General features: G+C 67.9%; 17 protein-coding genes and 1 pseudogene. 8 read left to right on the top strand and 10 right to left on the bottom strand.

What is annotated here, in order from left to right; all coding sequences use genetic code 11:
* The 6 genes from FZ029_RS22480 to FZ029_RS22450 form a co-directional block, all read left to right on the top strand.
* Window positions 1–504 (top strand): ATP-binding cassette domain-containing protein (locus tag FZ029_RS22480; RefSeq protein WP_149272007.1); only part of this gene is annotated, 504 nt, incomplete at its 5' end.
* Between the two features lie 18 nt (window positions 505–522).
* Window positions 523–1410 (top strand): branched-chain amino acid ABC transporter permease, encoded by an 888-nt coding sequence (locus FZ029_RS22475; RefSeq protein ID WP_149272006.1) that lies wholly within the window; start codon window positions 523–525, stop codon window positions 1408–1410.
* Window positions 1411–1418: 8 nt separating this feature from the next.
* Window positions 1419–2390: a branched-chain amino acid ABC transporter permease gene (locus FZ029_RS22470; RefSeq protein WP_247892447.1), complete on the top strand. Its 972-nt coding sequence runs from the start codon at window positions 1419–1421 to the stop codon at window positions 2388–2390.
* Window positions 2390–4552 carry a methyl-accepting chemotaxis protein gene (locus tag FZ029_RS22465; RefSeq protein WP_149272004.1) on the top strand — a complete coding sequence of 721 codons (2163 nt, stop codon included), beginning with the start codon at window positions 2390–2392 and terminating at the stop codon, window positions 4550–4552. Before FZ029_RS22470 ends, FZ029_RS22465 begins: the two co-directional genes overlap by 1 nt.
* A gap of 11 nt (window positions 4553–4563) precedes the next feature.
* Window positions 4564–5313 carry an electron transfer flavoprotein subunit beta/FixA family protein gene (locus FZ029_RS22460; RefSeq protein ID WP_149272003.1) on the top strand — a complete coding sequence of 250 codons (750 nt, stop codon included), beginning with the start codon at window positions 4564–4566 and terminating at the stop codon, window positions 5311–5313.
* Between the two features lie 167 nt (window positions 5314–5480).
* On the top strand, window positions 5481–6407 hold the full coding sequence (locus FZ029_RS22450; protein WP_149272002.1) for an FAD-binding protein: 927 nt from the start codon (window positions 5481–5483) through the stop codon (window positions 6405–6407).
* 368 nt (window positions 6408–6775) lie between these two features.
* Here FZ029_RS22450 and argE read toward each other — a convergent pair whose 3' ends face one another.
* The 9 genes from argE to FZ029_RS22400 all read right to left on the bottom strand — a co-directional run bounded on the left by argE (window position 6776) and on the right by FZ029_RS22400 (window position 18157).
* Window positions 6776–7924, bottom strand: a complete 1149-nt coding sequence (gene argE, locus FZ029_RS22440; RefSeq protein WP_149272000.1) for an acetylornithine deacetylase — start codon at window positions 7922–7924, stop codon at window positions 6776–6778.
* A gap of 31 nt (window positions 7925–7955) precedes the next feature.
* A complete protein-coding gene (locus tag FZ029_RS22435; RefSeq protein ID WP_149271999.1) occupies window positions 7956–9353 on the bottom strand; it encodes a formimidoylglutamate deiminase in 1398 nt (465 codons plus the stop codon).
* A 28-nt stretch (window positions 9354–9381) separates the two neighbouring features.
* Window positions 9382–10341, bottom strand: coding sequence for an agmatinase (locus FZ029_RS22430; protein WP_149271998.1), 960 nt, complete (start codon window positions 10339–10341; stop codon window positions 9382–9384).
* A 53-nt stretch (window positions 10342–10394) separates the two neighbouring features.
* Window positions 10395–10814 carry a RidA family protein gene (locus tag FZ029_RS22425; protein ID WP_149271997.1) on the bottom strand — a complete coding sequence of 140 codons (420 nt, stop codon included), beginning with the start codon at window positions 10812–10814 and terminating at the stop codon, window positions 10395–10397.
* 105 nt (window positions 10815–10919) lie between these two features.
* Window positions 10920–13052, bottom strand: coding sequence for an ABC transporter ATP-binding protein (locus FZ029_RS22420; protein ID WP_149271996.1), 2133 nt, complete (start codon window positions 13050–13052; stop codon window positions 10920–10922).
* Between the two features lies 1 nt (window position 13053).
* A complete protein-coding gene (locus FZ029_RS22415; RefSeq protein WP_149271995.1) occupies window positions 13054–13929 on the bottom strand; it encodes an ABC transporter permease in 876 nt (291 codons plus the stop codon).
* Between the two features lies 1 nt (window position 13930).
* The gene (locus tag FZ029_RS22410; RefSeq protein ID WP_149199975.1) at window positions 13931–14887 is read right to left on the bottom strand and encodes an ABC transporter permease; all 957 of its coding nucleotides are present in this window, start codon (window positions 14885–14887) and stop codon (window positions 13931–13933) included.
* A gap of 65 nt (window positions 14888–14952) precedes the next feature.
* Window positions 14953–16455 carry an ABC transporter substrate-binding protein gene (locus FZ029_RS22405; RefSeq protein ID WP_247892445.1) on the bottom strand — a complete coding sequence of 501 codons (1503 nt, stop codon included), beginning with the start codon at window positions 16453–16455 and terminating at the stop codon, window positions 14953–14955.
* 292 nt (window positions 16456–16747) lie between these two features.
* Window positions 16748–18157: an MmgE/PrpD family protein gene (locus FZ029_RS22400; RefSeq protein WP_149271994.1), complete on the bottom strand. Its 1410-nt coding sequence runs from the start codon at window positions 18155–18157 to the stop codon at window positions 16748–16750.
* A 174-nt stretch (window positions 18158–18331) separates the two neighbouring features.
* On the opposite strand from FZ029_RS22400, the gene FZ029_RS22395 reads away from it, so the two are divergent.
* Complete coding sequence (locus FZ029_RS22395) at window positions 18332–19288, top strand: LysR family transcriptional regulator (RefSeq protein WP_246457368.1); 957 nt, start codon at window positions 18332–18334, stop codon at window positions 19286–19288.
* A gap of 107 nt (window positions 19289–19395) precedes the next feature.
* Here the strand turns inward: FZ029_RS22395 and FZ029_RS33670 are convergent.
* Window positions 19396–19560, bottom strand: a pseudogene (locus tag FZ029_RS33670) (IS3 family transposase); the annotation flags it as partial.
* Window positions 19561–19836: 276 nt separating this feature from the next.
* Between FZ029_RS33670 and FZ029_RS22390 the strand changes: the two are divergent.
* Window positions 19837–20289: a cytochrome c gene (locus tag FZ029_RS22390; protein WP_149271993.1), complete on the top strand. Its 453-nt coding sequence runs from the start codon at window positions 19837–19839 to the stop codon at window positions 20287–20289.
* The last annotated feature ends 11 nt before the right edge of the window (window positions 20290–20300 follow it).

The following is a 20300-nucleotide window of genomic DNA, read 5'->3' as shown; positions in this document are numbered from 1 at the left end:
GAACTGATCGGCATGGCCCAGCACAAGATCCCCCGCCTCGGCATCGGCTATGTGCCGGAGGAGCGCGGCATCTTCTCTTCGCTCAGCGTGGACGAGAACCTGACGCTGCCGCCGGTGGTGAAGGAAGGCGGGATGACGGTCCCGCAGATCCACGACCTGTTCCCCAACCTGAAGGGCCGCGGCTCGACCCAGGGCACGCGCCTGTCGGGCGGCGAGCAGCAGATGCTGGCGATCGCCCGCATCCTGCGCACCGGCGCCACCCTGATCCTGCTGGACGAACCGACCGAGGGGCTGGCCCCGGTCATCATCGAGCAAATCGGCGTCGCCGTGCGGGCGCTCAAGGCCCGCGGCTTCACCATCGTGCTGGTCGAGCAGAACTTCCGCTTCGCCGCCACCATCGCCGACCGCCATTACGTGATGGAGGAGGGCCATGTGGTGGACATGATCCCCAACGACCAGCTCGACGCCAACATGGACAAGCTCCACACCTATCTCGGCGTGTGAGCGGGAGAGAGACGCCCGATGTCCCAACTGCTCGGCATTCCGCCGCAGGCCCTGTTCGGCCAGCTTCTGCTCGGCCTGATCAACGGCTCCTTCTATGCGCTGCTCAGCCTGGGGCTGGCGGTGATCTTCGGCATGCTCAACGTCGTCAACATGGCGCATGGTGCGCTCTACATGGTCGGCGCCTTCGTGGCGTGGCTGCTGCTGAGCTATGCCGGCGTCGGTTACTGGGGGGCGCTGCTGCTGGCGCCGCTGGTGGTCGGCGCCGTCGGGCTGGTTCTGGAGCGCACCATGCTGCGCCGGCTCTACAAGGTCGACCATCTCTACGGACTGCTGCTGACCTTCGGGCTGGCGCTGATCTTCGAGGGCGCCTTCCGCCATCAGTACGGCGTCTCCGGCCAGCCCTATCCCATTCCCGACCTGCTGAAGGGCGGCACCAACCTGGGCTTCATATATCTGCCGACCTACCGGGGTTGGGTGGTAGTGGCGTCGCTGCTGGTGTGCCTGGGCACCTGGTTCGCCATCGAGCGGACGAAGCTGGGCGCCTATCTGCGCGCGGCGACGGAGAACCCGACGCTGGTCCAGGCCTTCGGCATCAACGTGCCGGTGATGGTGTCGCTGACCTACGGCTTCGGCGTGGCGCTGGCCGGGCTGGCCGGGGTGCTGGCGGCGCCGATCTATCAGGTGTCGCCGCTGATGGGGTCGAACCTGATCATCGTGGTGTTCGCGGTGGTGGTAATCGGCGGCATGGGCTCGATCCTCGGCGCCATCGTCACTGGTCTCGGGCTGGGGCTGCTTGAGGGGCTGACCAAGGTGGTCTACCCGGAAGCCTCCAACATCGTGGTGTTCGTGATCATGGCCGTGGTGCTGATGATGAAGCCGGCCGGCCTGTTCGGACGGGAGAGATAGCCATGACCATGCAAACCCGCGACACACTGGAAGAAAGCCTCGTCATATCTGGCGGCTCGCCGAAAATCCTGCTGACCGGGGCCGGGCTGCTGCTGGCGGTCCTGGCACCCTTCGTGCTGTATCCCGTCTTCCTGATGAAGGTGTTGTGCTTCGCGCTGTTCACCTGCGCCTTCAACCTGCTGATCGGCTTCGCCGGCCTGCTCAGCTTCGGCCATGCCGCCTTCTTCGGCGGGGCGGCCTACATCGCCGCCCACACCGTGAAGGAATGGGGCTGGACGCCGGAGGCGGGCCTGCTCGCCGCCACCGTGGTGGCCGGGCTGATGGGGCTGGTCTTCGGCCTGATCGCCATCCGCCGGCAGGGCATCTATTTCGCCATGATCACGCTGGCGCTGAGCCAGATGGTGTTCTTCCTGGCGCTGCAGCTGCCCTTCACCCACGGCGAGGACGGCATCCAGGGCGTGCCGCGCGGCCTGCTGTTCGGGCTGTTCGACCTCAGCCAGCCGCTGACCATGTACTACACCGTGCTGGCGATCTTCATCGCCGGCTTCGCCCTGATCTGGCGCACGGTCCATTCGCCTTTCGGGCAGGTGCTGAAGGCGATCCGCGAGAACGAGCCGCGCGCCGTCTCGCTCGGCTACCGCACCGACCGCTACAAGCTGGTCGCCTTCGTGCTGTCGGCCTCGCTGGCCGGGCTCGCCGGCGGGACCAAGGCGTTGGTGTTCCAGCTCGCCAGCCTGACCGACGTGACGTGGCAGATGTCGGGCGAGGTGGTGCTGATGACGCTCTTGGGCGGCATGGGCACGCTGTTCGGCCCGGTGGTGGGTGCCGGACTGGTGGTGACGCTGGAAAGCTACCTCGCCTCCACCAGCCTGCCGGTGCCGGTCGTCATCGGCTGCATCTTCGTCGTCTGCGTCCTGCTCTTCCGCCGCGGCATCGTCGGCGAGCTGATGGCTCGGCTGCCCGGAAAGGGGAATCGCTGATGTCCCGCCCCAAAGGAAAGCAATTGCTGCTGCGCCATAGGATTCCCGGCGCGCTGGTGGGCGCCGCGGTGGTCACGGCGATCCTGCTCGGCGGCTTCGCCTACTCCGCGGCATCGAGCCGCCTGCGAGCGGCTGCCGGTGAAAAGCTGGTGGCGCTGGCCGATGCCCGCGCCGCCAGCGTGCGGTCCTACCTCGACGGTCTGGAAGGCGATGTCGTGCTGACCGCCAACACCCGGTCCATGCGCGATGCGACGGTGGCCCTCGTCAACGGTTGGCGGATCGAAGCCGACCGTGGCGATCCTACCGCCCTACTGCGCAAACGCTATGTCGACGACAATCCCTATCCGGCGGCCGAGCGTTACAAGCTGGAGAAATCGGCCGACAACGCCATGTACGACACGGCGCATCTGCGCCTGCATGGCTGGATGAGCGATCTGATGCAGCGGCGCGGCCTGGCCGACGTGCTGCTGGTGGCGCCGGACGGCACCGTTCTTTACAGCGCCGCCAAGGGCGACGATTTCGCCAAAGCGGTCGCCGACGGCGCGTTGCGTCGCCTTGTGGACGGCGTCATGGCGGGCACCATGGCCGGCGATGCGATGATTGCCGACTTCGCGCCCTATGGCGTCGGCAAAGCCGCCTCCGCATTCCTGGCGGCGCCGGTCGCCCTTCGGTTCCCGGACGGTCGCCAACAGCTTCTGGCGACGCTGGTATTCAGGATCGAAGCGGGCGGGCTCGACCGCATCATGCTGGCGAGTGACGGCATGGGAGAAACCGGAGACACCTTTCTGATCGGGGAGGACGGGCGTCTGCGCAGCACGCCGCGTTTCTCCGGCGGGCAGGGCGTACTGGCGCCTTATGACAGCCCCGTCGTCGCGGCGGCGAAAGCCGACCCCGACCATATCGGCGTCATGGAGGCCACCAGCTTCGGCGGCGGCTCTCCGGCTCTCGCCGCCTATCGGCCGGTGAGCCATGGCGGGCTGCATTGGCTGGTGCTGGCGGAGGCGTCGGTCGACGAAATCCAGGCTCCCGTCCGCGCCATGCGCAACCAGATGATCGGGGTAGGCGCCGCCCTGCTCCTGGTCGTCAGCCTCGCCGGGACCCTGCTGGCCCGCGGCATCGTCCGGCCGCTGACGGCCATGTGCGCGGCGATGCAGCGCCTCGCAGAGGGCGACCGCCGGCTGGACATCCCCGCGACCGAAAGGGGCGACGAGATCGGGCGGATGGCCGGAGCCATGCAGGTCTTCAAGGAGGCGTTGATCCGCGCCGACGCGCTCCATGCCGAACAGGAGCGTGTCCGTGCCCTGCGCGACGAGCGGGCGCAGGAACTGGAGCGGATGACGCAGGATTTCGACCTGCGGGTTGGCGGCATCGTCCGGGCGGTAACCGCGGCGGCCGAGGGGCTGGAGGCGACGGCACGCTCTATGAGCATCGGTGCAGACCGCACGCTGAACGAGGCGACCAGCGTCACCGCTGCGGCCGACGAGACGGCGGCCAGCGTCGGCACGGTGGCGTCGGCGGCCAACCAGCTGAGCGCCTCGATCACCGACATCAGCCGCTATATCGACGAATCCGGCCGCATCACCCAGGCGGCCGTCGGGGCGACGGCCGAAGCGGGGGAGACCATGCGCGTGGTGGTGGAGACGGCCAGCCGCATCGGCGCGGTGGTCCAGTTGATCCACGATATCGCGGCCCAGACGAACCTGCTGGCGCTGAACGCCACCATCGAGGCGGCACGGGCGGGCGAGGCCGGCAAGGGCTTCGCCGTCGTCGCCGGCGAGGTGAAGCATCTGGCGGCGCAGACCGCGAGGGCGACCGACGAGATCGGCAGCCAGATCGCGACCATGCAGTCGGTGACCGACGGCGCCGCCGCCGCCATCGGCCAGATCGTCGCGGTGATCCAGGACATGGGCCGCATCTCCGGCATCGTCGCCGAAGCGGTGGAGGAACAGGAAACGGCGACCGCCGAGATCGCCACCAATGCCGCCCAGGTCGCCAAGGCCACTCATTCCGTCACCACCATCATCGACAGCGTCGCGCGGTCGGCCGACACCACCAAGACCGCGGCGGGGGACGTGCTGAGCGCCTCCAACGATCTCGCGCGGCAGGCGGGGGACCTCCATCAGGAGATCAATCGCTTCCTTGCAGACATCAGAGCCGCATAAGGATGCAAGCCATGAAGATCCTCGTCCCTGTGAAGCGGGTGGTCGACTACAACGTGAAGGTCCGCGTCAAGGCGGATGGCAGCGGCGTCGAGACCGCCAACGTGAAGATGAGCATGAACCCCTTCGACGAGATCGCCGTCGAAGAAGCCGTGCGCCTGAAGGAAGCCGGCACAGCGACCGAGATCGTGGTCGTTTCCGTCGGCCCGACCCAGGCCCAGGAGACCCTGCGCACGGCGCTGGCCATGGGTGCCGACCGCGCCATCCTGGTGCAGACCGACGTGACGACCGAACCGCTCGCCGTCGCCAAGCTGCTGAAGGCCCTGGTCGAGAAGGAAGCGCCGGGGATGGTGATCCTCGGCAAGCAGGCGATCGACGACGACTGCAACCAGACCGGCCAGATGCTGGCGGCGCTGCTCGGCTGGGGCCAGGGCACCTTCGCATCGAAGGTGGTTGCCGGCGACGGCAAGGTCGCGGTAACGCGCGAGATCGACGGCGGGTTGGAGACGGTGGAGCTGAAGCTGCCGGCGGTGGTCACCGCCGACCTGCGCCTGAACGAGCCGCGCTATGCCTCGCTGCCCAACATCATGAAGGCGAAGAAGAAGCCGCTGGAGACCGTCACGCCGGATGCGCTGGGCGTCGATGTGACGCCGCGTCTGAAGACGCTGAAGGTCACCGAGCCGGCCAAACGTCAGGCCGGCATCAAGGTGCCGGACGTTGCCACCCTGGTCGACAAGCTGAAGAACGAGGCGCGGGTGATCTGAGCGCCGGCCCCGGTGCCCCCACCCTAACCCTCCCCCGCTACGCAGGGGAGGGAACTGCCGCCGCTCTCCCGCCTAAGCACCTACCCCCTCCCCCGCCCAGCGGGGGAGGGTCGGGGTGGGGGCAAGTGCCCGCACTGCCAACACTCCGCCCGCCAGAGGAATCCGCCATGCCCATCCTGATCCTCGCCGACCACGACAACGTCACCCTGAAGCCCGCCATCGCCCACGCGGTGACCGCCGCCGCCAAGCTCGGTGGCGACGCCCACCTCCTCGTCGCCGGCCGCAATGCCGCCCCGGCCGCCGAGCAGGCCGCCAAGCTGGCCGGCGTCGCCAAGGTGCTGCTCGCCGACGATGCCGCCTACGAGCACGCCCTGGCCGAGCCGGTCGCGGCGCTGCTGGTGTCGCTCGCCTCCGGCTACAGCCATATCCTCGCCGCCGCCACTTCGGTGGGCAAGAACGTGCTGCCGCGCGTCGCCGCCTTGCTCGACGTGGCGATGATCTCCGACATCACCGCCGTGGTCTCCGCCGACAGTTTCGAGCGGCCGATCTATGCCGGCAACGCCATCGCCACGGTGCAGTCGTCCGATCCGGTGAAGGTCGTCACCGTCCGCACCACCGCCTTCGAGGCCGCCGCCGCCACCAACAGCGCCCCGGTCGAGAGCGTCGCAGCGGTCGCCGATCCCGCCCTGTCGAGCTTCGTCTCGGCCGAGCTGTCGAAGTCGGAGCGGCCGGAACTGACCTCCGCCCGCATCGTGATTTCCGGCGGGCGCGGCATGCAATCGGGCGACAATTTCCACCTGCTGGAGGCCATCGCCGACAAGCTGGGCGCGGCGGTTGGCGCCAGCCGCGCGGCGGTCGATGCCGGCTTCGTGCCGAACGATTATCAGGTCGGGCAAACCGGCAAGATCGTGGCACCGGAGCTGTACGTCGCCGTCGGCATCTCGGGCGCCATCCAGCATCTGGCCGGCATGAAGGATAGCAAGGTGATCGTTGCGATCAACAAGGACGAGGAGGCGCCGATCTTCCAGGTCGCCGATTACGGCCTCGTCGCCGACCTGTTCAAGGCTGTGCCGGAACTGCAGCAAGCACTGTGATCGGGTGTCAATCGCTCACAGAACAAGGGTGCGATGCCCTGGCCGACACCAATGCACATGGTGCACAGGGCGTACCGGCCACCGCGCAGCTCCGGTTCGATCAATGCGATGGTCGCCAGCCGTGCGCCGGACACCCCAGCGGATGGCCGAGCAGCTGTTGGAGGCCGAGGCGATCTTTACCGAGGCCGCGTCTGCGATCCGCGCGGGCGATCCCTTCGATTCCGCAACCCAGATGGTTCCGGTGCGGAATGCCCGCCGCCTGCCGGGCGGCCAGGGACTTGAGGGCGGTACCGAAGGGTTCCAGGCCTGCGAACAGGTGAAGTTCGTCAATCAGGCGCCCCATCGATCGGGATGGACGCGGAGCGGCGTCAGGCCATCTGCACGAGCAGAGCATCCAACATCCGGTCGCAGGCGGCCAATTGGTCCTCGGCGATGAATTCGTCGGGCTTGTGGGCTTCGCCGATGCTGCCGGGGCCGCACACCACGGTGGGCATCGACAGCCGTTGCTGGAACAGTCCGCCTTCCGTGCCGAAGGAGATCTTGCCGGTGCTGTTGCCGCCGGTCAGCGATTTGACGAAGGCAACCACCTCTGCGGTACGGTCGGTGTCGAGCGCCGGATAGCTGGAAAGCTCGGCGATGGTCAGACCGGCGGTCGGGAAATCGGGACGCAGACGCCGGACGATGGCGTCGGCTTCCGCCTGGATGCCGTCCAGCAGCGGTTCCACCGGATCCTGCGGCAGATGGCGGATTTCGAAGTCGAGACGGCAGCGGTTCGGCACGATGTTCAATGCCTCGCCCCCCTGGATGACCCCGGCATGGATGGTGGTCCAGGGCACGTCATAGGCGCCGTCATGGGCGCCTTCGTCGCTCAGGCTTTTCTGGATGCGGCGCAGGCCGGTCAGCAGGTCGCTCGCCATGTGGATGGCGTTCAGGCCCTGCGGCGCCAGGCTCGAATGGCATTCGACGCCGTGGCACTCGGCGCGCAGAGCGGTCTTGCCCTTGTGGGCGGTGACTACCTGCATGCCGGTCGGCTCGCCGACGATGCAGAAGCGCGGCCGGACGGGCAAGGCCGCCATCATCTCGATCAGGCGGCGGACGCCGAGGCAGCCGACCTCCTCGTCATAGGACAGGGCCAGATGCAGCGGCTGGGACAGGGGGCGGCCGGCGGCGCGGTCGAACAGGGCCAGTGCCGCGGCGATGAAGCCCTTCATGTCGGCGGTGCCCCGGCCGAACAGCTTGCCGTCGCGGCGGGTCAGGCGGAAGGGATCGCTGGTCCAGGCCTGCCCTTCGACCGGCACCACGTCGCTGTGTCCGGACAGCAGGATGCCGGGACGATCCGCCGGCCCCAGCGTCGCGAACAGGTTGGCCTTGCGGCCATCCTCGCTCGGCACCAGCGATGTTGTGGCACCGGCGGCTTCCAGCCGTTCCTGCACCCAGCGGATCAGGTCGAGGTTGCTGTCGCGGCTGACGGTGTTGAAGCCCACCAGCCGGTCGAGGATGTCGATGGTCGCCGTCATCGGGGTCGTCCCTGTTCGTTGGGAATTTCAATCAGGCGGCTTGCAGCCGGTCGACGGCACGACGCCAGCCGTTGCGGATCGCATCGGCATCGACATGCCGGCCGTCGCGAACCACCGGCCGTCCGGCCGCGAAGACGTCGCGCACGGGATTGCGGGCGCCGGCGAAGACATAGGTGTCGAGAAGCGTGTCGTCGCTGCGGCCGTAGAGGCGTGGGTCGTCAGGATCGAGCACGACGAGGTCGGCGCGCTGGCCGGCCTTGAGTCCGCCCGCCGGCTGGGGCAGGCCCAGCGCCTGCGCACCCCCGGCAACTGCCTTCCGGTAAAGCGATGCCCCGGTCGAGGCCCCCGGCCCTGGCGCCAGCAGATTACGCCGCCTTGCGGACAGCCGTTGTCCGAATTCCAGCAGGCGCAGCTCCTCCGCCACGTCGATGACGATCTGGCTGTCGGAGCCGATGCCGAACCGGCCGCTCTGCACCAGGAAGTCGCGCGCCGGGAACAGCCCGTCGCCGAGGTCGGCTTCGGTCGTCGGACAGAGACCCGCCACGGCGCCCGAGGCCGCGATGGCCGCCACCTCCGCCGCGGTGACGTGGGTGGCGTGGACGAGGCACCAGGACGGCCCCGGCCAGCCGCGGTCGAGCAGCCATTCCACCGGCCGCCGCCCCGACCAACTGAGACAGGACTCAACCTCCGCCGTCTGCTCGGCGACGTGGATGTGGATCGGCGCCTCCGGATCGAGCGCCGCCATTCCCTCCAGCGCCGCCGCCATGGCATCGGGCGACACCGCGCGCAGGGAATGCAGGGCCATACCGACGCGATGCCCGCCGGGCGCGGCGCGGCAGGTTTCGACGATGGCCAGCAGCCGGTCGGGAGTGTTGAGGAAACGCCGCTGCCCTTCACCTGTCGGCTGTCCGCCGAAACCGCCCTGGGCGTAGAGCACCGGCAGATGGGTCAGCCCGATGCCGGTGGCGTCCGCCGCGGCCAGGATGCGCATCGACATCTCGGCCGGATCGGCATAGGGCCGGCCGTCGGGGGCGTGGTGGAGGTAGTGGAACTCCGCCACCGAGGTATAGCCCCATTCCAGCATCTCGGCGTAGGCCATCGCGGCCACCGCCTGGAGCCCGTCGGGATCGATGCGGCGGACGAAGCCGTACATCACCTCCCGCCAGGTCCAGAAGCTGTCCTCGGCCGGCCCGGACCGCTCGGTCAGCCCGGCCATCGCCCGCTGGAAGGCATGGCTGTGCAGGTTGGGCATGCCGGGGATGACCGGCCCGGCGGCCCGCTCCACTCCGGCCGGCGGCTTGTCCACCTCCGTTTCGATGACGGCGATCAGCCCCTTCGCGTCGAAGCGCAGCAGCACTCCCGACGCCCAGCCGCCGGCCAGCAGCGCCCGGTCGCAGAACAGCCGGTCTAGCCGGCGGGCGGCGGTCATCGCTCCATGCTCCCCGTCCCCGTCCCCGTCATTTGGCGTCGAAATAGCCGGCCTGGATGGTCTTGCCGATCAGGTTGCAGATGATGCGGCCGGCGGTGATCGCGGTGATGCCGTTGAGATCCTTCTTCGGCGTGATCTCCACGATGTCCATGCCGACGACGCGGCCCTTGGCGACCAGCCCGTGGATCAGCGTGCGGATCTGCGGATAGGTGACGCCGCCCGGTGCCGGCCCGTTGACCGCCGGCATGATGGTCGGATCCATTCCGTCGGCGTCGATGGTCAGGTAATAGCGGCCGCCATCGGGAATGCGGTCGAGCACTGCCTTCATGCCGATGTCCTGCAATTCGACGTCGGGGACCAGCACCGCGCCATAAGCAATCGCTGCTTCGACCTCTTCCGGCCGGGCGCTGCCGGCGGAACGCAGGCCGATCTGGAAGATCTGGCCGATATGATCCATCTCGGCGGCGCGGCGGATCGGGCTGGAATAGCCGTTGCGGGCGCCGTTCACGTCGTCGCGCCAATCGAGATGGGCATCGATGTGGACCAGGGTGATCGGCCCCTGGTCGTCGTAGGCGCGCAGCACCGGGATCGGGATGCCGTGGTCGCCGCCGATGACGATAGGCAGCATGCCCTTGGCGAGCATCCGGCGCACCACCGCCTCGGCATTGCGGTAATGCAGGTCGAGGTTGCGGGGATCGGCCTTCACATCGCCGCAATCCACCACCTTGATGTCCTTGCCGCCCAGCAGCGGGCCGCCGATGTCGAAGTCCCAGCGCTCCAGCTTGCGCAGCGCCCGCTCCGTGTAGCGGCGCACCCAGGTCGGGGCGTTGGTCTGGTCGTTGGTCACCTCGTCGATCGAATAGGGATCGCCGTAGGGGATGCCAAGGATGCCGATATGGCCGTCAAGCTGGTCCAAGTCGGTGCAGATCGGGAAGTCGAGGAAGCTCTGCAGCTCGCGGCGAGGCGGGTTGGTCAGGCTGGTGGTCATGGCGGCGGTTCTTCTTGTCGGTTGGCGGGACGGTTGGCGGCGGGACCTGAGTCTCAGGCGTCCGGGATCACCGCGGTCGCATCGACCTCCACAACCCATTCCGGTCGGGCGAGCGCGCTGACCACGATGCCGGTGGACACCGGGTAGACGCCCTTCAGCCACTTGCCGATGGTGCGGTAGACCGGCTCGCGGTAGCGCGGATCGGTGATGTAGACGGTGATCTTGCAGATGTGCTCCAGCTTTGAGCCGGCCTCTTCCAGCAGCATCTTGATGTTGGACATCGCCTGCTCGGTCTGGCCGGCGGCATCGCCGACGGCGACGCTTTCGCTGGTGTCGAGGTTCTGGCCGATCTGGCCGCGGACGAAGACCATGGTGCCGCGCGCGACCACGGTCTGGCACAGGTCGTTGTCGATCGATTGCTCGGGATAGGTCTTCTTCGTGTTGAACTGGCGGATGCGGGTGTGGACGGTCATGGCGGAAGCCCTGGCTAGGTTTGGGTATGGATCGGAAGGCAAGGGGGTGGTGTGCGGCGCCCCTGGTGGGGTGCGCCGGTGGGCTAGGCGTTCAGAATGGACCGGTCAGCGGAGCGGCGCGTCGCCGGCCAGTTCCGGGAAGACCGCGGCGCGTTCGGCCAGCGTCGCCAGCGGGATGTGGCAGGCGATGCGGTGGCCGTCCTCCGTCCGGTGGACCGGCGGAGCCTGCTCGTCGCAGACCGCGCCCAGCTTGCGCGGGCAGCGGGCGGCGAAGGCGCAGCCCTGTCCGCCGAGGGTGGGGGCCGCGTCCTCCAGCAGGATTCGCGGCGCCTCCTGCCCATCCTCGGCCAGCCGGGGCACGGCGGACAGCAGCGCCTCGGTATAGGGATGGTAGGGCGGGCGGAGCACGCGGCCGGTCGGACCCTCCTCGCAGATGGTGCCGCCATAGACGACCAGCACGCGGTCGGCGATGTGTGACACCACGGCGATATCGTGGGTGATGAAGAGATAGGACAGCCCCATCTCGTCGCGCAGTTCGGCCAGCAGGTTCAGGATGTTGGCCTGGACCGACACGTCGAGCGCCGACACCGCCTCGTCGCAGACGACGAAGTCGGGATCGGTGGCGAGTGCGCGGGCGATGTTGACGCGCTGGCGTTCGCCGCCGCTCAGTTCGTGCGGATAGCGGTCGGCATAGGCAGCCGGCAATCCGACGCGGGTCAGCAGGCCGGCGACGGTCCGGCAACGCTCCTCCGCGTCCGCCCGGCCGGCCAGCACCAGCGGCCGGTCCATCGCCGCCCCCACCGTCTTGCGCGGGTTCAACGAAGCGGCGGAATTCTGGAAGACCAACTGGGCGCGCCGGCGCAAGTCCTGGTCGCCCTGCTTCACCTGCCGGGTCAGGTCGGCCCCGTCGAACAGCACGGTGCCGGCGCTTGGTTCGGTCAGCGCCAGCAGGGCGCGGCCGATGGTGCTCTTGCCGCTGCCGCTTTCGCCGACCACGCCCACCACCTCGCCACGGCCGACGGTGAAGGAGACATCCTCCACCGCCACGGTGCCGGCCCGGCGCAGCCAGGGCAGGACGGAGCGGTTGGCGCCGTAGACCTTGCGCAGATGGTCGACCTCCACCAGCGGGGTGGAGTGCTGCACCGGTGCCTGCGGCGCGGGCGGGCGGGCCGCGGCCTCATCGTCGGGCCAGGGGGTGCCGGCCAGGGCGTCGGCCTTCCAGCAGCGTACGCCGTCGCCGGCCGCGTCCGTCAGCATCGCCTGCGGCCGGCTGCGGCAGGTCTCCTCGGCGAAGGGGCAGCGCGGTGCGAAGACGCAAGCGGCGGGCGGCCCGGACAGCTTGGCGACCGTGCCGGGGATCGAGGGCAGGCGGTGCCGCCGGCCGGCGGTGATGCGCGGCAGGGCGGCGACCAGCCCTTTGCTGTAGGGATGGGCCGGGCGGGACAGCACGCGGCCGGTCGGTCCCGTCTCCACCACCAGCCCGCCGTAAAGGACGGTGACGGTCTGGCAGATGCGGTTGACAATGCCGAGATTGTGGGAGACGAACAGTGCGCTGAGCTGGTGGGTGTCGCACAGCTTCGCCAGCAGATCGATGATGCGGGCCTCCACCGTTACGTCCAACGCGGTGGTCGGCTCGTCGAGGATCAGCAGCTTCGGCTCGCAGCCCAGCGCGGTGGCGATCAGCGCCCGCTGCTGCATGCCGCCCGACAGCTCGTGCGGATAGGCGGCGGCGACGCGGCGGGGATCGCGGATGCCGACCTCCGCCAGCAGATCCAGCACCCGTGCGGCGGCCTGCCGGGGGGAGAGGCTCTTGTGCTGGATGAGCGGTTCGGCGATCTGGCGGCCGACGGTCAGCGCCGGGTTCAGCGAGGTGAAGGGGTCCTGGAAGACTGCGGCGATGCGGTCGCCGCGCAGCGCCCGGCGCTCGGCCGCCGGCAAGCGGCGCAGATCGATACCGTCGAATAGGATCTCGCCGGAGTCCACCCGGCCGCCCCCGCCCAGCAGATCGAGGATGGCCATGGCGATGGTGCTCTTGCCCGATCCGGACTCGCCGACCAGACCCATCACCTCGCCGGGACGGATGGCGAAGCCGACGTCGCTGGCGGCGCGCAGCGTGCCGCGGGCATTGCCGTAGCTGATGGTCAGGCCGCGGACATCCAGCAGCGGCGCGGGTTCGGGCGCGGAGGCCGTGGCGGTCACCGGGGCGACGGCCGGGCGGGCTTGCGGAGCGGTCATCATCTCAGTGCGCTCCCGTGTTGCGCGGGTCGAGCAGGGCGCGCAGCCCGTCGCCCAGCAGGTTGATGCCGATCACCGCGGTTGCCAGCGCGAAGCCGGGGCAGAGCGCGATCCAGGGCGCCTGCTCCACGAAGGGCCGCGCCTCGCTGATCATCAGGCCCCAGTCGGAGGAGGGCGGCTGCGCCCCCATGCCGATGAAGCTGAGCGAAGCGCCGAGCAGGATGGCGAAGACCACGCGCAGGCTGGCTTCCACCGCCAGCGGCGGCCAGATGTTCGGCAGGATTTCATGGAAGAGGATGTAGGCGGCGTTCTCTCCGCGCAGGCGGGCGGCGGTGATGAACTCCTCCTGCATCAGCTCCAGCGTGATGGCGCGGGTCAGGCGGACCACCTGCGGCACATAGACGATGCCGATGGCGACGATGGCCTTCCATTGCGCCGGCTGGGTGACGGCCAGCACCAGGATGCCCAGCAGGATCGGCGGGAAAGACATCAGCACGTCCATGGCCCGCATGATCGCCTCGCCGATGCGCCCGCCCTTGTAGCCGGCGATCAGCCCCAACGGCACGCCGGCCAACAGGCTCAGCGCCGTGGCGGCAACGCCCATCACCAGCGAGCTGCCGGTGCCGACCAGGGTACGGCTGAACACGTCGCGGCCGAACTCGTCGGTGCCGAACCAGAACTCCGGGCCGGGCGGCTGCAGCCGGCTCATGATGTTCATTTCGTCATAGGGGTAGGGGGCGATCCAGGAACCGGCGACGGCGGCTACCAACAGCGGGGCGAGCAGGACCATACCGACGATCAGCGAGACGGGCAGGGACGGCAGTCGGCGGCGCGGCGCAAGCTGGACGGGGGGCGGTTGGACGGGAGTCGCGTCGGTCATGTCAGGCGGCCTTCATGCCGTGGCGGATCTTCGGGTTCACATAGGCGTAGAGCAGGTCGGCCGTCAGGTTGGCGAGGCAGTAGGCGGCGGAGACCACCAGGATCGTCGCCTGGATCAGCGGCAGGTCGTGGCGCTGGATGGCGAACAGCAGCAGCCGGCCCATCCCCGGATAGGAGAAAATCGTCTCGATCACCACCACGCCGCCCAGGATCAGGCCGAAGTCGATGGCGAGCACGGTGATGGTCGGCAGCAGCGCGTTCTTCAGCGCATGGCGCAGGATGACCACCGATTCCGGCATGCCCTTGGCGCGGGCGAACTTCACGTAGTTGGTCTGCAGCACGTCGATCATGCTGGACCGCGTCAGCCGGGCGATGCGGGCCAGCAGCATCAGCACCAGCGTGATGACCGGCAGCACCAGATGCGAGGCCCAGGGCAGAAAGCCGTCGGCGATCGGGGCATAACCGCCGGTCGGCAGCAGCTTCATGTAGCTGCCGAAGATCAGCACCAGCACGATGGCCCAGAAGAAGTCAGGGACCGCGATGCCGAGATAGGAGATGCCGGAGACCAGCTGGTCGGTCAATTTGCCGCGCTGCACAGCCGCCAGGACGCCGAGCCCGATGCCGACCACCGCCACCACCGCCAGCGCCACGACGGCCAGAACCAGCGAGCGGGCCAGCGCCTCCATCAGGATGGGGGCGATGGGCTGTTCCAGCACCAGCGAGCGGCCGAGGTCGCCGCGCAGGATGCCGGCCGCCCACTGTCCGTACTGGACGACCAGAGGCTGGTCCAGCCCGAGCTTGACCGCGATGGCGTCCACCACCTCCTTCGAGGCGAACTGGCCGGCGATCATCGAGGCGACGTCGCCGGGCATGGCCTGCGTCACCAGGAAGATCAGGACCGACATCACGGCCAGGACCAGCGCCAGATAGACGAGACGGGTCAATGTGTAGGCAAGCATGGGCAGCATCCCCGGAAGGAGGAGGGAAACCGGCCGCCATGGACGCGGCCGGTTTCCGGTCGGCCTCAGTCGATCGACACGTCGCGCAGGTCGAGGAACATCATCGGGTGCGAATGGAACCCGTGCACCTTGGTGCTGAGGCCGTTGATGTGGTTGATGACGTAGGGGATGACGCCGGGCGAATCCTCCACCGCCAGCGCCTGGACCTGGCCGTAGAGCGACTTGGCCTCTTCATCGCTTTTCGCCTGACGGGCGCTGTCGAGCAGCGTGTCCATCTTGGGGTTGGAGTAGCTCCACAGCGCGGTGTTCCACGACCCCTGCGAGTGGTACCAGGGATAGACGGAGGTATCGATGGTCGGACGGCTGAAGAATCCGTCGATGTAGAAGCCGGCCTTGCCCTCGATATCCTTCAGGAAGACGTCGAAGGGAACGCGCTGGACATTGACGGTGATGCCCGCCGGCTTCAGCAGTTCGCGCACGGCGAGGCCGAGACGTTCGCGGGTGGCGCGGCCGGCCGGCGTGTGCAGCGTGACCTCGAAGCCGTTGGGATAGCCGGCCTCGGCCAGCAGCTTCTTCGCCCCGGCCGGGTCGCCCTTGGCGATCTTCAGATCCTTGTTGTAGTAGGGATGGCTCGGCGGGATCGGCGAATGGGTCGGGGTGCCGTTGCCGAACAGCGCGATCTGGGTGATCGCCTGCTTGTCGAGCGCCATCGCCACCGCCTTGCGCACGCGGGGATCGTCGAAGGGCTTCACCTTGTTGTTCATGATCACGCCGTCCCAGGTCGAGGTCGGGACGGAGTCGATCTTCAGATTCGGGTCGGCCTTGACTTTGTCGATGGCCTCCAGCGGCAGGTTCCACACCAGATCCAGCTCGCCGGTGGTCAGCGCCGCCACCTGGGCCGCCGGTTCCGGCAGGATGCGCACCACCACCTCGTCCAGCTTCGGCAGGCCGGGTTCGAAATAGTTGGGGTTGCGTTTCAGGACGATGCGGTCGCCGGGGGCGAAGGAGACGAATTCGAACGGGCCGGTGCCGACCGGCTTGGAAGCCAGCGTGTCGACGGCGTCGCGCGGCACGATGCGCGCCTGCCGCTCGCCGAACAGCTCGGCGAAGCCGGCATAGGGGGTCTTCAACTGGAACTGGACGGTCAGCGGGTCCAGCGCCTTCATCGACTCCACGATCTCGAAATTGACGCGGGCGGTGGAGCCGGTGGCCTTGTCCTGGATGCGGGCGATGGTGGCGACGACGTCCTCGGCCTCCAGGTCCTTGCCGTTGTGGAACTTGACGCCCTTGCGTAGGTGGAAGGTCCAGGTCTTCAGGTCGTCGCTGTGCTCCCAGCGCTCCGCCAGATCGGGCTTCACCGTCATGTCGTGGCCGATGACGGTCAGGCCGTTGAAGATCAGATAGGCGGCGACATACTCCTGGCCGCCCTTCATCTTGGCGGGGTCCAGCGTGTTCAGGTTCGAATCCACCGAGACCTTGAGCGTGCCCGCGGCCTGGACCGACATGGCCGTCCCGGACAGCAGGATGGCCGAGAGCACCGCCCGTGCCACCAAACGTCGCATCATCATGAAAGCCCCTCTGTTTGCCGGTCCTTAAGGGCGGACCTTGGTTTCCGCTTGATCGAAACGGTCTCACAGGGCCGCCGCAGGAGGAAAGGGCGGCGGGAAGACGACAAACCGGGCGACGGATGGTCTAAATCTTAGGCAGCCGGTCGATGCGCATAGATTTTGTGCAGCGCACTCTCGGTGAAACTGCTGGTTTTCCTGCGCTTTTCGCGCATGGTTCGATGTGCCCGCTTGCCGAAAAAGCAGGCCGCCGCCGGTGGACCGGCATGCCCATCATGACCGATTTTCATCGACATCATGAACAGCCGACATGGTGGGCAAGGTCGAACAGGCGGGACAGGTCGGACTCTGCCTCGAGCCGACGCAATTTCCGGTGGAGGCGTTCCGCTCCGTCCTGCCCGACCGCGCGGGCGGCGCAGGTCAGGAACTTGGCTGCATGCTCCACCGCCGACAGTGGGCGGGCCACCGTGCCACGTGCCGAGGCGCAGAAGCGGACGAAGCGCTCCCCCGACGTCGTTACGATGCCCACCTCGGCGCCTTCCGGCGCGCAGCGGGCGCGGTCGGGATCGGCGTTCCATTCCGGATCGGCCGTCATGCAGACACGGTCGATGGCTTCGCGCATCACCGGATCGGCGAGTGTCGCCTCATCCAGATGGTCCAGCGTCAGCGTTCCGTGCAGCATCGCGCAGGCCACCGCGAAAGGCAGGCTGAAGCGGGCTTCTCCCGAAGTCATCGGGCGGTCATAGGTCAGATTGGCGGCCACCACCGGCGGGACCCGGCAGTGGATGGCCCGGATGTCGCCGGGTGCGAGCCCTTGCTCCGCCATCAGGTCGTGCACCGCATCAATGGCGGCATGAGCGGACAGGCAAACCGGATAGAGTTTGGTGTCGATGCCGGGGTCGAGCAGGCGCCAGCGTCGACCGAGCGCATCCAGGGCCGTCGGATCGAAACGGCCCGCCGCAATCAGCCGGGCGAAACCACGCGAATCCTCCACCACCCCATGGGGCACGGTCAGGCCTCGCGCGGCCAGCCGGGCGGCCCGCACTCCGTTCGCCGCGGCCTGTGCGGCCAGCAGCGGCTTGGCACCGGTGCCGAAGCAGGCGCGCAAACCCCCGGTCCCGCACAGCGCAAAGGCGATGGCATCGGCCGCCACTCGTCCGTCCAAACCGAGGGCCTTCGCGCTGGCGGCGGCGGCGCCGACGGTGCCGAACAGCGCGGTGGTCCACCAGCCAGCATGATAGATCCCGTTGCCGACCGCCTCCGCCAACGCGTATTGCGCCTCCGCACCGGCCACGACGGCGGTGAGCAGATCGCTCCCCGTACCGCCGGCCGCCTCGACCATCGCCAGCGCCGTCGGCACCACGACGGCGGAGCCGTGGACGAAACCGGCATAGCTATTGTCGTCGAAATCCAGCGCATGGGCGGCCGCGACATTGGCGAAGGCGGCGCCCTCCGCGCACAGGCGGCCGCCGGTCAGCAGCCGCGAAGGTCCCGCGGCATAGCTTTCGAGCGCGTCGTCCGCCGCCAGTCGGGTGGCCGCCTCCCTGGTCCCGGCGAGTGCCACCCCCAGCGTGTCGACGATGCAGTCCAGCGCGACGGCAGCGGTCGGTTCCGGCACATCGCTTCGTTGCAGACCCGCGACCCAATCGCCGATCCGCCGGGCGGCGGCGGTGGGGGAAGGGAGATCGTCAGGGGGCAGCGTCATGGCATGGTCTCCGGCGGAACTTGCAAGCAGGTCCTTCAGGCTGCCGCGAAAATCACGGTTACCGTCAGCCGGAGAAATTTATTTCATGGTCGGCATGAGCCTCATTCATGAGAGCATCAGGCATAAGATAGTATGCAAGGCGCTGCCACCACCAACCCCAAAGACGGGAGCCCCATGCATCACCGCGACTTCGACCTGGGATCCCTGGAAGTGTTCGTCGCCGTTGCCGAACTGGGAAGCATGACCCGCGCCGCCGGCCGGCTCGGACTGACGCAATCGGCGGTGTCGCATGTCGTGCGCCAGCTGGAAACCGCTTTCGCTACCCAGCTGCTCGACCGCAGCATCAGACCCATGGCGCTGACGGCCGCCGGGCAGCGGCTTTGGCACTGGAGCAACCGCATCCTGACCGATGCGCGGCAATTGCCGGCGGCGATCGGCGGAACGGACGCGCCATTCATGCCGGAGCTGCGCATCGGCTGCATCGACACGCTGGCGGCACCCTTCATTCCCCGGCTGCTTCAGCGGCTGCGCGACAATGTTCCGTCCTTCAGCATCGCGTCGGGTCTGTGCGGGCAACTGCGCGAACAATTCCTCGCCCGCCGGCTGGACGTGCTGTTCACCAACGACAGCTTCGACGATATGGACCAGGTCGACAGTCTGTGCCTGCTTACCGAACCGTTCGTGCTGCTGCTGCCGCGCAGTTGCCCCGAGGTCGTCGATGAAACCGCCCTGCGGGCGCTGTCCCGGACCCTGCCGCTGATCCGCAGCACGACGGACAGCGCGCTTGGCCGGCTGGTGGATCAGCATCTGCGGCGCTTGGGGATGGAGGTGCCGCGCAGCTTCGCCTTCGACGCCACCGACACCGTTATGGCGATGGTGGCGGAAGAGATGGGATGGAGCCTGCTTCCGCCGACCGCGCTGGTGAAAAGCCGTCAGCACCTGAACCATATGCGCGTGCTGCCGTTGCCGACCTCCGGGTTCCGCCGCTCGATCCATGTGGTGACCCGAAAGGGGGAGCTGGGCTCGCTGCCCGCCAACATCCACAAGGCGGGATGCGCGGTCATCAAGCAGGGATATTTCACCGACGTCTTCGCCATCTCGCCCTGGCTCAAGCCGATGATCCGACGCTGAGTGAACCGCACCGGGATTGAACCGCGCCGAATTTTTCGGAGGCCATTTGACCGGGAACACGCTGCCATGGGCACGCTCGCGGTTCGGACGGAACAACGTGCATTGGTCTCAGCGGGAGGCCTGTTGCGGATGGGTTCGAGCAGTTGCCGGTGACCAAAGCGGTCCACCCTTTCCAGGGTGGCGAACGCGATGGCTTCCTAAGTACGCCGCGGTCCGCGGCGGCGGACAACCTCGGCCTTTCTATGGCCGTAAATCGTTTCGGCGAAGGCATTGATGGGCTTATCCAGCCCCGGAGCGTTTCAGTATCGCAGCCGACCTTCGCCGCAAGCGAACTGATCGCTGCTCACAGCAAGGCGCATTCCGTGGCTGGCAGGTGTCGACACGCAGCAGTCAGCTCAACGGAGGGAGACGCCAAAAATGGAACCAAAGCGCTTAATCCATTCAATCTTCGGTGCCAGCCCTATGCCACCCGTCCGTGAGCACGGTCGAGTTGTAGGGTCGACGCAGCACCTTCAACCCGAGACAGCGCATGCTGAAGGAGGGTGACGATGGCTGAACGCCTGACCAAATCGGCCACGCGAAACATCTTCTACGGCGGCTCCGCATTCTTCTTTGTGGTATTCGTCCTTCTGACCGCCCACACCCACTATTACATGCGTACGGTCAGCACCGACGAATCGACGCTGAGTGAGAGCGTGGTTCGCGGCAAACATGTGTGGGAAAGGAATTCCTGCATCAATTGCCACACGCTGCTGGGGGAAGGTGCCTATTTCGCGCCGGAACTCGGCAATGTTTGGGTCCGCTATGGCGGACGCGACGATCCGCAGGGCGCACGCGACGCGCTGAAGGCGTGGATGCAGTCGCAGCCGAGCGGCGTCGAAGGGCGCCGCCAGATGCCGCAATTCAACCTCACCGACCAGGAACTCGACGATCTGGTCGATTTCCTGGAATGGACCAGCCGCGTCAAGACCCAGGGCTGGCCACCGAACAACGCGGGCTGAGGGGGGCCATC

This window comes from Azospirillum sp. Sh1, from assembly GCF_008365135.1.
GTDB classification, from domain to species: domain Bacteria; phylum Pseudomonadota; class Alphaproteobacteria; order Azospirillales; family Azospirillaceae; genus Azospirillum; species Azospirillum oryzae.
Note: the sequence above shows the minus strand (reverse complement) of the source record. Positions and strands in the feature narration are given on the sequence as shown.